The organism is Pelagibacterium xiamenense (assembly GCF_021166475.1).
Classification (GTDB): Bacteria; Pseudomonadota; Alphaproteobacteria; order Rhizobiales; family Devosiaceae; genus Pelagibacterium; species Pelagibacterium xiamenense.
The window spans coordinates 111723-126022 of record NZ_JAJOYS010000003.1 but is presented as its reverse complement, the minus strand read 5'-3'; the positions used below and the strand labels follow the sequence as shown (position 1 = coordinate 126022).

Genomic DNA, 14300 nt, shown 5'->3' with positions numbered 1-14300 from the left:
TCCATGCCGAGTTCTTCAAACAAGCCGCCGTACCCCGCCGGTATCGAAACACTTCTGACCCATGCCGGCCGCGTGCCGTCGGACCAGGCAGGGTTCGTCAATACTCCGGTTTATCGCGGCAGTACCGTCGTTTTCGAAACACTGGACGCGCTTGAAGACAATTCGATCCGATACCGGTACGGCCGTCAGGGCACGCCGCTTACAACAGGGCTCGAGGACATTGTTTCGCAACTTGAGGGTGCCGAAGGTACCGTCCTCGCGCCTTCAGGCGTTGCAGCGATTTCAACGGCGCTTCTTAGCTGCCTGTCAGCGGGCGACGAGGTGCTGATCACCGACAGCGTTTACCAGCCGACACGCGACCTCGCCGATACCGTGCTCAAACGTCTGGGCGTTTCCGCACGTTTTTTCGATCCCCGGATGGGCGCCGGAATTGCGGAAATAGTGAGCGACACGACACGTGCCGTATTTCTTGAAAGCCCCGGTTCGTTGACGTTCGAGATCCAGGATATCCCCGCGATCACAGGAGCGTTGCGGGGGATGGATATCACAACTCTGGTCGACAACAGCTGGGCCACGCCTCTGTTCTACCGGCCACTGGCTCTTGGCGCCGACATTGTGATTCATTCGGGCACCAAAATGTTCGTCGGGCATTCGGACGTGATGCTCGGCACGGTTTCGGCCAACGCGCGCGCTTTGCCCAATTTGAAGAAAACGCACCGCAGCCTCGGCATCACGGCCTCACCCGACGATACCTATCTCACGACGCGCGGCATGCGTACGCTGGCCGTGCGGATGGCCGAGCATCGGGACCGGGCGCTGGAGCTCGCGCGATGGCTCGAAGCCCAGGAAGGCGTCTCGGCAGTGCTGCATCCGGCGCTTTCCTCGCATCCGGATCATGCGCTGTTCGCGCGGGATTTCTCCGGCTCGGGCAGCCTTTTCTCTTTCGTTCTGCCCCCTGCTCCACGCGCCGCGATCGCAGCTTTTGTCGATGAATTGTCGCTGTTCGGGATGGGCTATTCGTGGGGCGGGTTCGAAAGCCTGATCTTGCCGTCCAGGCCGGCCAACATCCGGACCGCAGTGCCCTGGACGGAAACCGGCAACCTATTCCGCGTCCACGTCGGGTTTGAAGACATGGAAGGATTGGAGGCCGACCTTGCGGGCGGGATCTCGCGCTATTTCAAAGCCGCTGGTATGTGACCGCGGCGCAGCCGACGCCAGAGCGGCCGGAACCCCGCCAGCATACGGAACCGCACCTGCCCTTGTTCAAGCCGCATCGACCAGTTGCGGGTCGCGAAGAAGTCTCGGATCAATATGGCTGACAATGTGCCCACAGTGGTGCCGCCGATAACGTCGGACAGGTAGTGATCCCCCACGACGATCCGGCTCAATCCGATCGCGAGGCCCATGCCGAAAAGCGCGATGCGATAGCGGCCGTTGAGGATCGTGACCAGGACGACCGAGAACGCCATCGCGGTTGTGGCGTGCCCGGACGGGAAGCTGTGAAGGCGCCAGTCGAGAAGCTGCAGGGGATTGAAATAGAGGATGCCGTGATCTTCGATGTAGAGCGGTCGTCCCCTGCCTATGAGGCGTTTGAGGAAGACGGTTACGAGGCCGCTGATCCCCACGGAGGCAAAAACGTAGAACGAGATGGCGGCGAGCGCGCGCGCTGCCCAGTGCCAGCTGTAGGTCAGCGGCAGATGCGTCAGCCCGTAGCCGCCGATCATGCCCAAAAGCGTGGGGTAAAGTATCCAGCCGGACGTGCCGAAATCGGTGATGAAGGCGAAGATGGCGAGCTCATAGGCGGGCCAATTTTGAAGCGTCAGGCTGACGGAGCGGTCGAACAGTATGGCAATCAGGAGCAATGCCAGCAGGCCCGCCACGGGCCAGAGCACGAGCAGACGTCGTTTGGAATTGCGGGCGCGCAGATTGCGCCAAACGCGCATTGTCAGACTGTTTTCGGCAAACACGAGGCAATGATCTCAGAATGTCGTTGGGTGATCGGGTATCATGACTTGCCCGAACAAAAAAGAATGTGTATCGCATCGGCATGGCCATGTCGGGGTATAGCTCAGCCTGGTAGAGCACCGGTTTTGGGAACCGGGGGTCGCAAGTTCGAATCTTGCTGCCCCGACCAGCCACGATGCAGACCCCTGAAAACCGGGGTGTCTGGAGCCTAACGGGAACGTTTTCGCTATGGTCGCACGCATTTATCGCCCCGCCCGCAATGCCATGCAGTCCGGCAAGGCCAGAACGCATGACTGGGTGCTCGAATTCGAGCCCGAAATTGCGCGATCGATCGATCCGTTGATGGGGTACACGTCCTCGAGCGACATGAAGCAGCAGATCAAGTTGCGCTTCGAAACGCTTGAAGAAGCAGAGGCTTATGCGGTGCGCGAGGGGATCCCCTACGTGGTGCAGCCGGCGCAGGACCCTTCGATCAAGAGGGTCGCGTATTCGGACAATTTCCGGTTCGACCGCAAGGCGCCCTGGACGCATTGAGGGCGAAACGGGCCGCCAGCGGCCCGTTCCGCGTTTGCGCTACGATGACGACAATGACTCCATCGTGGTCCATACGCTGTCATTTTCGCTGGACTTCACGGACGCCATAATGAACTCGAGACCCTCGACGCCGTCGGCAAGCGATGGCAGCAGTGTCTCATAAGTTTCGCCCTTGCCCCTAATTACCGCCGCGAACTGGCTGTAGAGCGTCGCGAAGGCCTCAAGATAGCCTTCGGGGTGCCCACCGGGGATACGGATGCCCATCGCGCCCGCCGGTTCGCCATCAATGGCGCCGCCGCGGGTGAGGCGCTGGCGGGGCTTTCCGAATTCGGTGAACCACATGTAGTTGGGATTCTCCTGCTCCCATTCGAGGCCGCCCTTCTCGCCATAGACGCGGAGCTTGAGACCGTTCTCGTTGCCCACTGCGACCTGGCTGGCCCAGAGCATGCCCTTGGCGCCGCCCTCGAACCGCAACATGACGTGCACGTTGTCGTCGAGCTTTCGGCCCGGGACAAACGCCGTAAGGTCGGCTGCCACCGATTCGGTCTTCAAGCCCGTGACGAAGCGGGCGAGGTTATAGGCATGGGTGCCGATATCGCCGATGGCGCCGCCGGCGCCGGACCTGGCGGGGTCGGTGCGCCAGGACGCCTGCTTGTTGCCCTCGTCGGCTTCAACCGCCAGCCAGTCCTGGGCGTATTCGACCTGGACCACGCGCAACTTGCCCAAGGCGCCGGACTGAACCAGTTCGCGGGCCTGCCGGATCAGAGGATAGCCGGTATAGTTGTGGGTGAGCAGGAACTTCGCGCCGTTTTTGGGCTGAACCCCGGCAAGCGCGCGGGCGTCCTCGAGCGAGGCCGTCAGCGGCTTGTCGCAGATAACGTGGATGCCCGCTTCGAGGAAGGCCTTGGCCGGGGCAAAGTGCATGTGATTGGGCGTGACGATCGACACGGCCTCGATGCCATCCTCGCGGGCGGCTTCGGCCCGGGCCATTTCGTTGAAGTCCGTGTAGACGCGGTCTTCGGCCAGGCCGAGATTGCGACCGCTTTCCTTGGCGACATCCGGGCGCGAGGAAAGCGCGCCGGCGACGAGCTGGAAATCGCCATCGAGGCGCGACGCCAGGCGGTGCACATAGCCAATGAAGGCGCCGGTGCCCCCGCCGACCATACCGAGACGGATGGGGCGGTCTCCTTGTTCTGACATATTCTTTTCCTCCCTAGTCGAGCCCGAGCATCTTGCGGTTGGCGGCCTTGTCAGTGCCTGCCCCCGCGAAATCGTCGAAAGCCTTCTCGGTTACACGGATGATGTGGTCGGCGATGAACTGCGCACCCTCGCGGGCACCGTCTTCGGGGTGCTTGAGCGCGCATTCCCATTCCAGCACGGCCCAGCCATCGAAGTCGTTCGTCGTGAGCTTGGAGAAGATGGCGGCGAAATCAACCTGTCCATCGCCGAGAGAGCGGAAACGCCCTGCCCGGTCAGCCCAGCTCTGGAAGCCGCCATAGACGCCCTGACGCCCTGTCGGATTGAACTCGGCATCCTTGACGTGGAACATCTTGATCCGGTCTTTGTAGATATCGAGATAGTCGATGTAGTCGAGCTGCTGAAGCACGAAGTGGCTCGGATCGTAGAGCAGATTGGCGCGGGGGTGGTTGCCGACGCGCTCGAGGAACATCTCGTAGCTGACACCGTCATGGAGATCCTCGCCCGGGTGGATTTCGTAGCAGACGTCCACGCCGGCTTCGTCGAAGGCGTTGAGGATCGGCGTCCAGCGGCGGGCAAGCTCATCGAAGGCCTCCTCGACCAGACCGGCCGGGCGCTGTGGCCAGGGGTAGACATAGGGCCAGGCCAGCGCACCCGAGAAGGTCGCGTGCTCGGTAATGCCGAGATTCTGCGAAGCCTTGGCCGCCATCATGAGCTGGTTTACGGCCCATTCCTGCCGGGCCTTGGGATTGCCGCGCACTTCGGGGGCCGCAAAGCCGTCAAAGGCCGTATCGTAAGCTGGGTGAACGGCAACGAGCTGCCCCTGGAGATGGGTCGACAGCTCGGTGATGGTGATGCCGTGCTTGCCGGCGATACCCTTGAGCTCGTCGCAATAATCCTTCGAGCTCGCAGCCTTTTCGAGATCGATGAAGCCCGAAACCCAGCTCGGTATCTGGACGCCCTTGTAGCCGAGGCCCGCGGCCCATTCGCATATGGCGTCGAGCGAGTTGAATGGCGGCTCATCTCCGGCGAACTGCGCCAGGAAGATGGCCGGTCCCTTAATCGTTTTCATGAGGCTCCTCCGTTGGGTGTACGGCGTGCATCTGATGTACGTACATCAACCGTAAACGTTTACAGGATAGCGGGGCGCCCGGTTCTGTCAAGCATGTCCCCTTCTCCAAGCTGCCATTGCAATGGCACAAAATCGCGACGCATGAAACGATCATGCGCCGCGATTTTCAATTGGGCGCGCGGCCAGGCCGGGCACGCAAAAAGCCCAACAGCAATGCAACCGGCTAAGCCAGCAGCGCCTGCGCCTCATCCGGGCCGAGGGCCAGGGGGCGTTCGCAGGTGGTCGTGAGGTCGACCGCGTTGCCTGTTTCGCCCGATTTGAGGATCGATGTCATCACATCGACGGCGTGGAGCGCAACATCGAGCGAGCAGCGTGCCGGACGACCGGATTCGACCGCCTGCATCATATCGGCGAGCCCGGCGGTACGGTAATTCGCGAAGGGCGGGCCGTTGGGGCGTTCCCAATTGGCAACGCCGAGCGGGTGCTCCCAAGGCGCAAGCGTTTCGCGTCCGCCATCCCGGTCAGCCTTGATGAGGTCCCCACCGAAGAAGTTCGGATCGGGCACGAACAGGCTGGCGTCCGTGCCGTAGAGTTCCATGTTGCGGTGCTCGTGAGCCTCGACGTCCCAGGACGCGCCGAGCGTGATGATGGCGCCGTTCTCGAACTCCATGATCGCGTGGATCGTGGTCGGCGTCTCAACGGTCACATACTCGCCCCTGCGCGGCTCGCTGACGATCTGGCGCTTCTCGCGCGGGGTAGACGACATCGCCGTTACGCGCTTCACCGGCCCCACCAGATTGATGAGGTTGGTCACGTAGTATGGACCGATGTCGAGTACGGGGCCCGCGCCCGGCTTGAAGAAGAAGTCCGGGTTGGGGTGCCAGTGCTCCATGCCGAAACCCATCACGTGGCACGTGCCCGAAACGATGCGGCCGATCGCGCCATCGTCGATCAGTGCGCGGGCCTGCTGATGAGCGCCGCCCAGAAATGTGTCGGGGGCCGAGCCGACCGTCACGCCCTTTTCCTCCGCGAGCGTACGCAACGCCTTGCCGTCGTCGACCGACAGGACGAAAGGTTTTTCGGAATAGGCGTGCTTGCCTGCGTGCACGATCTCCTTGGTCACCTCAAAATGCGCCTCGGGGATCGTCAGGTTGACGATGACGTCAAGCTCGCTGTTGGCGAGAAGCTCGTCGGGGGTTTGTGCGACGACACCGAACTCGTCGGCGCGCGCCTTGGCGGCGGCGGGCACGATGTCGGCAACGGCGCGCACTTCGATGCCCTTAAAGAGTGGCGCGAGCTTGAGATAGGCCGCAGAAATATTGCCGGCGCCCAGGATGCCGACACCATATGTCTTCGTCATAATAAATGGTCCTAGTAGGTTTTGGCCGCGGCGATGGACCGCGACGCGAAGCGTTCGAGGTCGGATGGATTGTCATGTTCCATCACGAAATGTTTTGCAGCTGTCTTTTCCCGGATGAGCGGGAGAAGCGTCGCCCAGCCCATCGTGCCCTGCCCGACATCGGCCCAGCCGTCTTCGTCCTTGGCCTCGCCTTCGGGAGCGATGTCCTTGACATGGACGGCGATGATGCGGTCGCCGTATTTATCCATCCAGGCCCTGGGGTCGTTTTCACCCCGGACAACCCAGGCAACATCCATCTCCCAGCCGATGTCCGGCGCGCCTTCGAGAAGTATGTCCATGGGGCGTTTTCCGCTCGAGGTCGGCCAGAACTCAAAATGGTGATTGTGCCAGCCGAAGCCGAAGCCTTCGGCCTTGTAGAATTCCCCCAGGGCGGCGAGCTCTTCGGCAAGCGCCTTCCAGGCATCCTCGCCCTGCTCCCATTGCGGGCGCGGAATGGCCGGGCAGAACAGCGTTTCGACACCCAGGGTCCGCGCCGTTTTTACCGCAGTGGCCTTGTCCTGGAGCTGGTCGAGCCCGAAATGCCCCGTGGGCATGGTGAGGTTGTTTTTTGCGAGCAGCTCCTTGAGTTCGTCGGCCTTGTCATAAAGGCCACCGAAACCCTCGACGCTTTGGTAGCCGAGCCGGGAGAGGAGCTCGAAGATGTAGGCGAGCGGCGGAAAATTCCGGGCGCTATAGAGCTGGAATGAAAAGTCGGTCATTTGCATAGTATCCGTCAAATGCGTTCGCTGGATTGGGCGTCGAACATCGACGCCCGCGCTGGATCGAAGCCGAGTCTGAGCTTCTGCCCTTCCTCCAGGGGGACTTCGGAATCGCAGCGGAACTTGAAGGTCTGACCGGCAAAACTGGTCCAGCCGATCGTGTCCGATCCCATGGGCTCGATGATCTCGAGTTCGGATTCGAACTGTACGGGCTGGCTCGCAGCTGCCTCGCCGACCATGACGTGTTCGGGCCGGATGCCGAGCACGATGTCGCCTGAGAAATTCCCCGTTTCGGGTGCGAAATCGTACCGGTCCACGGGAACGTCGATGCCGTCGGCCTTCACCACCCTGCCGGCAAGCGTGCCGTCGATGAAATTCATCGAGGGCGAGCCGATAAACCCGGCAACGAAGAGGTTGACGGGTTTGTTGTAGATGGCGTGGGGGTTGTCGAGCTGCTGGATGACGCCGCCCTTCATGATCGCAATGCGATCGGCGAGCGTCATGGCCTCGACCTGATCGTGGGTCACATAGATCATGGTGTTCTTGAGCCGGTGATGCAGCCGCTTGATCTCCACGCGCAGGTCCGCGCGGAGCTTGGCGTCCAGGTTGGAGAGCGGCTCGTCGAACAGAAATACGTCGACGTCACGCACGAGCGCACGGCCGATGGCGACGCGCTGGCGCTGGCCGCCCGAGAGGTTGGCCGGCTTGCGCTTGAGCAAAGGCTCGATCTGCAGCATCTCGGCGGCCCGGGCGATGCGCTTGTCCACCTCTTCCTTTTTCATGCCGGCAACGCGCAGGCCGAAGGACAGGTTACGCTCGACGCTCATTTGCGGGTAGAGCGCGTAGGACTGGAACACCATGCCGATGCCCCGGTCCTTGGGTTCCTTCCAGGTGACGTTCTTGCCCGAGATGTGAATCTCGCCGTCCGAAAGGTCCAGAAGGCCCGCGATGCAGTTGAGCAAGGTGGACTTGCCGCAACCCGACGGCCCCAGAAGGACCAGGAACTCGCCATCCTTGATGTCGAGATTGAGGTGTTCGAGGACCTTGACGTGCCCGAAGTTGAGCGACAGGTCGCGAATGGAAACACTTGTCTGCATATCTTACCCTTTGACCGCGCCTGCCGCGATACCGCGAACGAAGAGACGACCTGAGATGAAGTAGATGACCAGCGGCACGAGACCGGTGAGGATCGTCGCGGCCATGTTGACGTTGTATTCGGGGCTGCCCTGCGCCGAGTTGACGATGTTGTTGAGCTGAACCGTCATCGGGTAGTTCTGCGTGCCCGCGAAGACCACGCCGAACAGGAAGTCGTTCCAGATACCGGTTACCTGCAGGATCAGCGCGACGACGATGATCGGAAGGCTCATGGGCAGCATGATCTCGAAGAAGATCCGCCAGAACCCTGCCCCGTCGACGCGTGCGGCCTTGAAAAGCTCGACCGGCAGCGAAGCGAAGTAGTTCCGGAACAGCAGCGTCAGAATGGGCATGCCGAAGACCATGTGCACGAGGATAACGGCCCAGATCGATCCGAAGATGTTAAGCTCGCGGGTAATGATCACGAGCGGATAGATCATCACCTGATAAGGGATGAACGAGCCGAAGATCAGGATCGAGAAAAAGATCTCGGAGCCCTTGAAGCGCCAGTTGACGAGCGCATAGCCGTTGACCGCGGCGACCGAGGTCGAAACGATGACGCTCGGGATCAGGATCTTGACCGAGTTCCAGAATCCCGGGCTCAGCCCCTGACAGGTCAGCCCGGTGCACGCGGAGGCCCAGGCCTTCGCCCACGCCTCTCCGGTAAACTCGACCGGCGGGGCGAAGATGTTGCCGAAGCGGATTTCGGGCATGGTTTTGAAGGACGTCACGATCATGACGTAGAGCGGGAACAGGTAATAAAGGCACGCCACGACGAGGATCGAATAGAGAATGATCCTGTTGGTGGTGAAGAACGGCTTGGGCCGCGGACCGCGTTCGGTCGAAAGCTGCAGGTCGTCCTTGACCGCGTCGACCGCGACGTTGGTCGAGATAGTGGCGGGATTGCTCATTGGTTCTTTCCCCTTCCACCGAATTCGAGATAGGCCCAGGGCACGATGATGATGATGACGCTCACCAGCATCATGGTCGAAGCCGCGAGGCCCTGACCGATATTGCCGGCGGTGAACATGTAGTCGTAAACGTATTTGGCCGGCACTTCGGAGGATATGCCGGGCCCGCCATTGGTCAGCGCCACCACGAGGTCGTAAAGCCTCACGATGCCGGCGCCCACCAGAACGACGGCGGTGACGAAAACACCGCGCATCATCGGCAGGACGATGAACAGATAGGTACGCCAGGCGGGGATGCCGTCGACGCGGGCGGCCTTCCAGATCTCGTCGTCGATGGAGCGCAGGCCGGCGAGCATCAGTACCATGACGAAGCCGGTGCCCTGCCAGAGCCCCGCGATCAGCAGCGCATAGAGCACCATGTCGCCGCGGGCGATCCAGTCGAAGGTGAAGCTCTCCCAGCCCATGTTGCGCAGCGTGCCCTGGAGGCCCAGGGTGGGATTCATGATCCACTGCCAGACCAGCCCCGTCACGATGAACGACAACGCGAAGGGATAGAGCATGATGGTGCGGAAGGCGCTTTCGAAGCGGATCTTCTGGTCCATCAGGACCGCCAGCAGAAAGCCGATCGAGAGGGTGAAGACGAGCGAGAAGGCGCCGTAGAACAGAAGGTTGCGGACCGATACGTTCCAGCGCGAGGTGGAAAACAGCCGCTCATACTGGGCGAGACCGACGAACTCGTTCGAGGGCAGAAGGCGCGAGCCGGTGAAAGAATACCAGATCGTCCAGATCGTGCAGCCGATGAAGACGACAAGCACGGTCGTGACCATCGGGGTCGCAGCGATCTTGGCAGGGATGTTGCGGGTAAACATGTGCTCGATGGCACGTGCGAAACCCGACTTGCGACGAGCGGTGTCGCTGGGCGGGGCCTGTGTCAAAATCGTTCCCTCCGTTGCGGGGGGAGCACGGCCGGCCCCGGAAGGGCCGGCCGCGTCCTCAATCACTCAATAAGGCGTTAGCGCTTAGTCGGCGCTCTCGATGATCGAGGCGTAACGATCGATGTATTCGTCGATCGAGATGCTGTCATTGTCGAGGAACTCGATGCTGAGATCCTGAAGCTGCTGCTGGGTATCGCTCGAGAGCGCGAAGTCACCCGAGGGCAGAAGGCCGTTGTCGAGCAGCCCGATGGCTTTCTGCATGCAGGTGTTGGCGCCGCTCAGATCGATATCCGTGCGGATCGGCATCGAACCCTTCTTGAGATTGAAGGCGAGCTGCGCTTCCGGCGAGATCAACAGACGGGCGAGTTCGGTCTGAGCCTCGACGACTTCGGGGTCGGTGCCATCGGGCAGGACGGGGAAGAAGAACGAATCGCCGCCGCCAGTCAGCTGGTCGCCCATGCCGAGAGCCGGCAGACATTCGTAGTCCTCGCCCGGCACGCCGCCAGCGACCTGCAAGTCGCCCTGCAACCAGTCGCCGTGGATGTTGCCGGCGGCTTCGCCGGTCAGGAGCTGATTGCCCACGTCACCGAAGGACGGCACCATCGTTTCGGGCGAAACGACCGAACGGATGTCGTCGAGCGCCTCTGCAACGGCGCGGAACTCGTCGGAACGCACGGCATCAACGCTCTTGTCGCGGTTGATGGAGAGCACGAGGTCGGAGCCGCCGACACCGGCGATAAGAACGCCTGGGATACCAGCGATGGGCCAACCCGAAGCCAGGCCGAAGGGCAGAATGCCGGCTTCTTCAAGCGCGGGCCAGCTTTCGACATACTCGTTCCAGTTGGTCGGGACGGGCTGTCCGATCTCCTCATAGGCGGCGGTGGAAAGCCACAGCCAGTCCCAGGAGTGGATATTGACCGGGAAGCAGTAAATGCGACCTTCATACGTGCACGGCTCGAGGAGCGTCTCGTCGACGTAGAACTCGCTGATGTTCATCTCTTCGGCGATGTCGGTCAGGTCGCGCATGAGGCCGGCCTGGATGAGCTCCTCGGCGTCGCGGCCGGTGTTCATCTGGGTGGCGCCCATCGGATTGCCGCCGATGATGCGGCTGATGATGACCGGGTTGGCGCCCGTGCCCGAACCGGCAAGCGCGCTATCGACCCAGTTGTGACCCGTCTGCTCCTCGAAAACGCGGGCGAATTCGGCCACGGCAGCGGCCTCGCCGGCCGAGGTCCACCAGTGGGTGACCTCGAGGTCGGCGGCGTGGACGGCGGTCGCACCCAAAAGTGCGGCTGCCGAAACGGCACCCGCCAGCACATAACGATTCATTGTCTTCCTCCCAAAGGGTTCCAAGGGGCAAAGGCCCCGTCTCCTCACATTTTGCACCGGCCCCGCACGGTTCCGGCGAGCCTCCTCCGGCAACAAAATGTAATCGATTACATCCTTGCACTTCGGCTTGGTGCAATCGATTTCATTACCTTCCCGCGTTTGTGCGATTGCTGTCAAGGGGCAATGCGACAAAAGTCGTAGACGCAACCTGCCGGGCCCTGAGCGCCGTGCGCGCATGCCTGCCGACCTTAGATGACATTGTGTACGGCGCAAACAAGAAAGGCGCGCCCTTAGCGGGGGGCGCGCCTTTTGTGATCGCTTATATTACGAACGTGCCGTTACGCCGCGTACCGCGCGCGCCTGGCCTTCGTCTTACGGTGGCGCGCAGGGGCGGCTTTCTGGCCGTCGGGGCGTTTGGCCTGGGCAGGCTTACCCTGCCCTGACTTGCCGCGAGGGCGCTGCTTCTTGCCGCCGCCGGGCCGTTCGAACCGCGGCGCGCGTTCGGGACGCTCGCCGCCCGCAGTCGTAACGGTAATACCCATGAGCTTTTCGACGCCGCGCAACAATGCGAACTCGGCCGGCGCGCACAAGGCGACGGCCTCGCCTTCGGCCCCGGCGCGGGCCGTCCGGCCGATGCGGTGAACGTAGTTCTCGGCGACCTCGGGCAACTCATAGTTGTAAACGTGGCTGACGCCGGGAATATCGATACCCCGCGCGGCGACATCGGTCGCTACAAGGACGCGGATGTTGCCGTTGCGGAATGCCTTGAGCGTGCGGTCACGCTGGCCCTGGCTCTTGTTTCCGTGGATGGATCCAACGGCAAACCCGGCGCCGGCGAGGCCCTTCATGAGCTTTTCGGCGCCGTGCTTTGTCCGGGTGAAGACGAGCGAAAGCGAATCGGGCGCCTGCCCGATCAGCGATGCGAGGAGATCGGGCTTTGCCTTGGCGTCGACATAGTGCACCGACTGGGTGATCTTGTCGGCGGCCTTGCCGGGCGCGGCGACCTCGATCCGGATCGGATCGGTCAGGTAGGTCGAAGCGATCTCGGTCATCTGCTTGGGCATGGTGGCCGAAAACAGCAGCGTCTGACGGGGCTGGCCGACGAGGCGCGAAATCTCACGCAGGGCGTGGATAAAGCCCAGATCGAGCATCTGATCGGCTTCGTCGAGGACGAGGAACTTCGCCGAATCAAGCCGGACGGCCTGGCGCTTGACGAGGTCGAGAAGCCGGCCGGGGGTGGCAACGAGGATGTCGCTGCCGTGGGCGAGCGCCTTGACCTGCGCGTGGATCGACATGCCGCCGACCACGCAGTTGACCTTGATCGGCGTACCTTTGGCAAACCCGCGCAGGTTGATCGCGATCTGATTCACCAGTTCGCGGGTCGGCGCGAGAATGAGCGACTTGATCGTCCTCGGGGCGGGCTTTCCGGACAGGGCCAGCAGATGGTGGACAAGCGGGAGGCCGAATGCGGCGGTCTTGCCGGTGCCGGTCTGGGCGAGACCCATGATGTCGCGGCCGGCAAGCACGTGGGGGATGGCCTCGGCCTGGATCGGCGTGGGGGTGTCAAAACCGAGCGTATCGAGGGCTTTGACGAGAGCCGGATTGAGGCCGAGGGAGAGAAATTCAGTCAAATGGACTACCTTCTTTCCGGGCACGCCTTGGCGTGCGTCCGGAGACAAACGGGCATGGTGCCGAAACGCATCGCGTATCGGGCCATGTTGCGGATTCGATTCTGAACGCGCTCAGGGGCCTTATTGCCCGGCCAAGCGTCAGAAGCGTCAGAACCCCGCGTGAAATGGGAACTTTTTGGATTGGCGCGCCGGAGCACCTATTACATCGAAGGGTGAGGACCAAATGTCCGCTCACCGGTGCGGGCCGCTCACGCGGCGGCCATGCGGCAGCCCCGCCCATATCGGCGCGTTGGGCACCAAAGTCAAGCGGGCATTTGTCTTATGTCGGCCAACGTATCCTGACAAAGCCGGCAAATTGGGTTAGAGGACCCGCAACGGCCCCGTAGCTCAGCTGGATAGAGCAGTAGCCTTCTAAGCTATTGGTCGCAGGTTCGAATCCTGCCGGGGTCGCCACCTTCCCCACTGTACACAGCCCGCTCATCACCAGATTTGGAACTTCTGCGCTCGCAGAGGTTTGACGTTCGGAAGGGGCCCTGCCCCACACCAGTTTCAAATCCGAGAGGAGCAGCAGATGGCTTATTGGCGCTTTGCCGCCATGATCGCGACCTCAACGGTCGTCATGTTCGGCTTGATGTATCTCAACACTTTCGCGTTCGAGCACGTGTTCTGGAGCCAGACCCGGGCATGGATGGCGCTCGTGATGGGCAGCACCATGGCGGTGGTCATGCTGAGCTTCATGTTGTCGATGTATCGCAGCACGGCTCTCAATATCGCCATTTTCGCTGGCGCCGCAATCGTCTTCGCGGGTGCGTTGTGGCTTGTGCGCAGCCAGGTCACAGTCGGCGACGAAGACTATATGAGCGCCATGATTCCTCACCATTCCATCGCCATCATGACGTCAAAGCGGGCGCAGATTTCCGATCCCCGCGTGCGCAAACTCGCCGACGAAATCATTGCGGCTCAGGAGCGCGAAATCGCCGAGATGAGGTATCTGATTGCGCACGCCGATGGACAGGAAGCCGTCGGGGCGGCGGACGACACGGTCGCGACGAACACCGTCCCCGCCTCAGAGGCGCTTGCGGGCGCGAATATTGCGCAGGTGGATCCCGCAAAGCTCTCGGACGCCGAGCTTGCAAGACACCTGGGCGATGGGCCCCGTTGTGCCTTCCGATATACAAGCGAGAGCGCTCCGGCCTTTGCGCACAGCAGCGATCCGGAAAACGCCGGGACTTCAGGTCTGGTCAAGCTCAACGGCGCGCTCGTTGCGCTGGAGCCTTCGGAGAACCGCGAGGACAGCACCCTGCGTTTCGAGGACGGCGCCGTGCGGGTGACGATCTCAGCGGCAGACCAGGCTCGGGGTCTTGATGCAGGCCGGAACGATGCCACCATGATTTTCGAGATCGGCGAGGATTTGCGCGTCGGGTATGGCGGGTATTATGCCTGCGTGGACTGATCAAAGGCGCACGGTTGTTCT

General features: G+C 62.0%; 13 protein-coding genes and 2 tRNA genes. 5 read left to right on the top strand and 10 right to left on the bottom strand.

Going from position 1 to position 14300, the window contains the following annotated elements; all coding sequences use genetic code 11:
- Positions 1 to 3 precede the first annotated feature (3 nt).
- The gene (gene metC, locus LSG43_RS13310) at positions 4 to 1197 is read left to right on the top strand and encodes a cystathionine beta-lyase (RefSeq protein WP_231804990.1); all 1194 of its coding nucleotides are present in this window, start codon (positions 4 to 6) and stop codon (positions 1195 to 1197) included.
- Here metC and LSG43_RS13305 read toward each other — a convergent pair.
- The gene (locus LSG43_RS13305; RefSeq protein ID WP_231804988.1) at positions 1173 to 1943 is read right to left on the bottom strand and encodes a phosphatase PAP2 family protein; all 771 of its coding nucleotides are present in this window, start codon (positions 1941 to 1943) and stop codon (positions 1173 to 1175) included. The genes metC and LSG43_RS13305 overlap by 25 nt on opposite strands.
- A 114-nt stretch (positions 1944 to 2057) precedes the next feature.
- On the opposite strand from LSG43_RS13305, the gene LSG43_RS13300 reads away from it, so the two are divergent.
- Together LSG43_RS13300 and LSG43_RS13295 are read left to right on the top strand one after the other, a co-directional pair.
- A tRNA-Pro gene (locus LSG43_RS13300) sits at positions 2058 to 2134 on the top strand.
- A 59-nt stretch (positions 2135 to 2193) separates the two neighbouring features.
- Positions 2194 to 2499, top strand: coding sequence for an ETC complex I subunit (locus LSG43_RS13295; protein ID WP_231804985.1), 306 nt, complete (start codon positions 2194 to 2196; stop codon positions 2497 to 2499).
- Positions 2500 to 2538: 39 nt separating this feature from the next.
- Here LSG43_RS13295 and LSG43_RS13290 read toward each other — a convergent pair whose 3' ends face one another.
- The 9 genes from LSG43_RS13290 to LSG43_RS13250 form a co-directional block, all read right to left on the bottom strand.
- A complete protein-coding gene (locus LSG43_RS13290) occupies positions 2539 to 3699 on the bottom strand; it encodes a Gfo/Idh/MocA family protein (protein ID WP_231804983.1) in 1161 nt (386 codons plus the stop codon).
- A gap of 13 nt (positions 3700 to 3712) precedes the next feature.
- Complete coding sequence (locus LSG43_RS13285) at positions 3713 to 4768, bottom strand: sugar phosphate isomerase/epimerase family protein (protein WP_231804980.1); 1056 nt, start codon at positions 4766 to 4768, stop codon at positions 3713 to 3715.
- 223 nt (positions 4769 to 4991) lie between these two features.
- Positions 4992 to 6128 (bottom strand): Gfo/Idh/MocA family protein, encoded by a 1137-nt coding sequence (locus tag LSG43_RS13280; RefSeq protein ID WP_231804977.1) that lies wholly within the window; start codon positions 6126 to 6128, stop codon positions 4992 to 4994.
- A gap of 11 nt (positions 6129 to 6139) precedes the next feature.
- Positions 6140 to 6886: a sugar phosphate isomerase/epimerase family protein gene (locus LSG43_RS13275; protein ID WP_231804974.1), complete on the bottom strand. Its 747-nt coding sequence runs from the start codon at positions 6884 to 6886 to the stop codon at positions 6140 to 6142.
- A 14-nt stretch (positions 6887 to 6900) separates the two neighbouring features.
- A complete protein-coding gene (locus LSG43_RS13270; RefSeq protein ID WP_231804972.1) occupies positions 6901 to 7983 on the bottom strand; it encodes an ABC transporter ATP-binding protein in 1083 nt (360 codons plus the stop codon).
- 3 nt (positions 7984 to 7986) lie between these two features.
- The gene (locus LSG43_RS13265) at positions 7987 to 8931 is read right to left on the bottom strand and encodes a carbohydrate ABC transporter permease (RefSeq protein ID WP_231804969.1); all 945 of its coding nucleotides are present in this window, start codon (positions 8929 to 8931) and stop codon (positions 7987 to 7989) included.
- Positions 8928 to 9800, bottom strand: coding sequence for a carbohydrate ABC transporter permease (locus LSG43_RS13260; protein WP_231805666.1), 873 nt, complete (start codon positions 9798 to 9800; stop codon positions 8928 to 8930). The genes LSG43_RS13265 and LSG43_RS13260 overlap by 4 nt, the downstream gene beginning before the upstream one ends.
- Positions 9801 to 9950: 150 nt before the next feature.
- On the bottom strand, positions 9951 to 11195 hold the full coding sequence (locus LSG43_RS13255; RefSeq protein ID WP_231804966.1) for an ABC transporter substrate-binding protein: 1245 nt from the start codon (positions 11193 to 11195) through the stop codon (positions 9951 to 9953).
- 338 nt (positions 11196 to 11533) lie between these two features.
- Positions 11534 to 12826 carry a DEAD/DEAH box helicase gene (locus tag LSG43_RS13250; RefSeq protein ID WP_231804965.1) on the bottom strand — a complete coding sequence of 431 codons (1293 nt, stop codon included), beginning with the start codon at positions 12824 to 12826 and terminating at the stop codon, positions 11534 to 11536.
- A 376-nt stretch (positions 12827 to 13202) separates the two neighbouring features.
- Between LSG43_RS13250 and LSG43_RS13245 the strand changes: the two genes are divergently transcribed.
- Positions 13203 to 13279, top strand: a tRNA-Arg gene (locus tag LSG43_RS13245).
- A gap of 118 nt (positions 13280 to 13397) precedes the next feature.
- Positions 13398 to 14279, top strand: coding sequence for a DUF6692 family protein (locus tag LSG43_RS13240; RefSeq protein WP_231804962.1), 882 nt, complete (start codon positions 13398 to 13400; stop codon positions 14277 to 14279).
- The last annotated feature ends 21 nt before the right edge of the window (positions 14280 to 14300 follow it).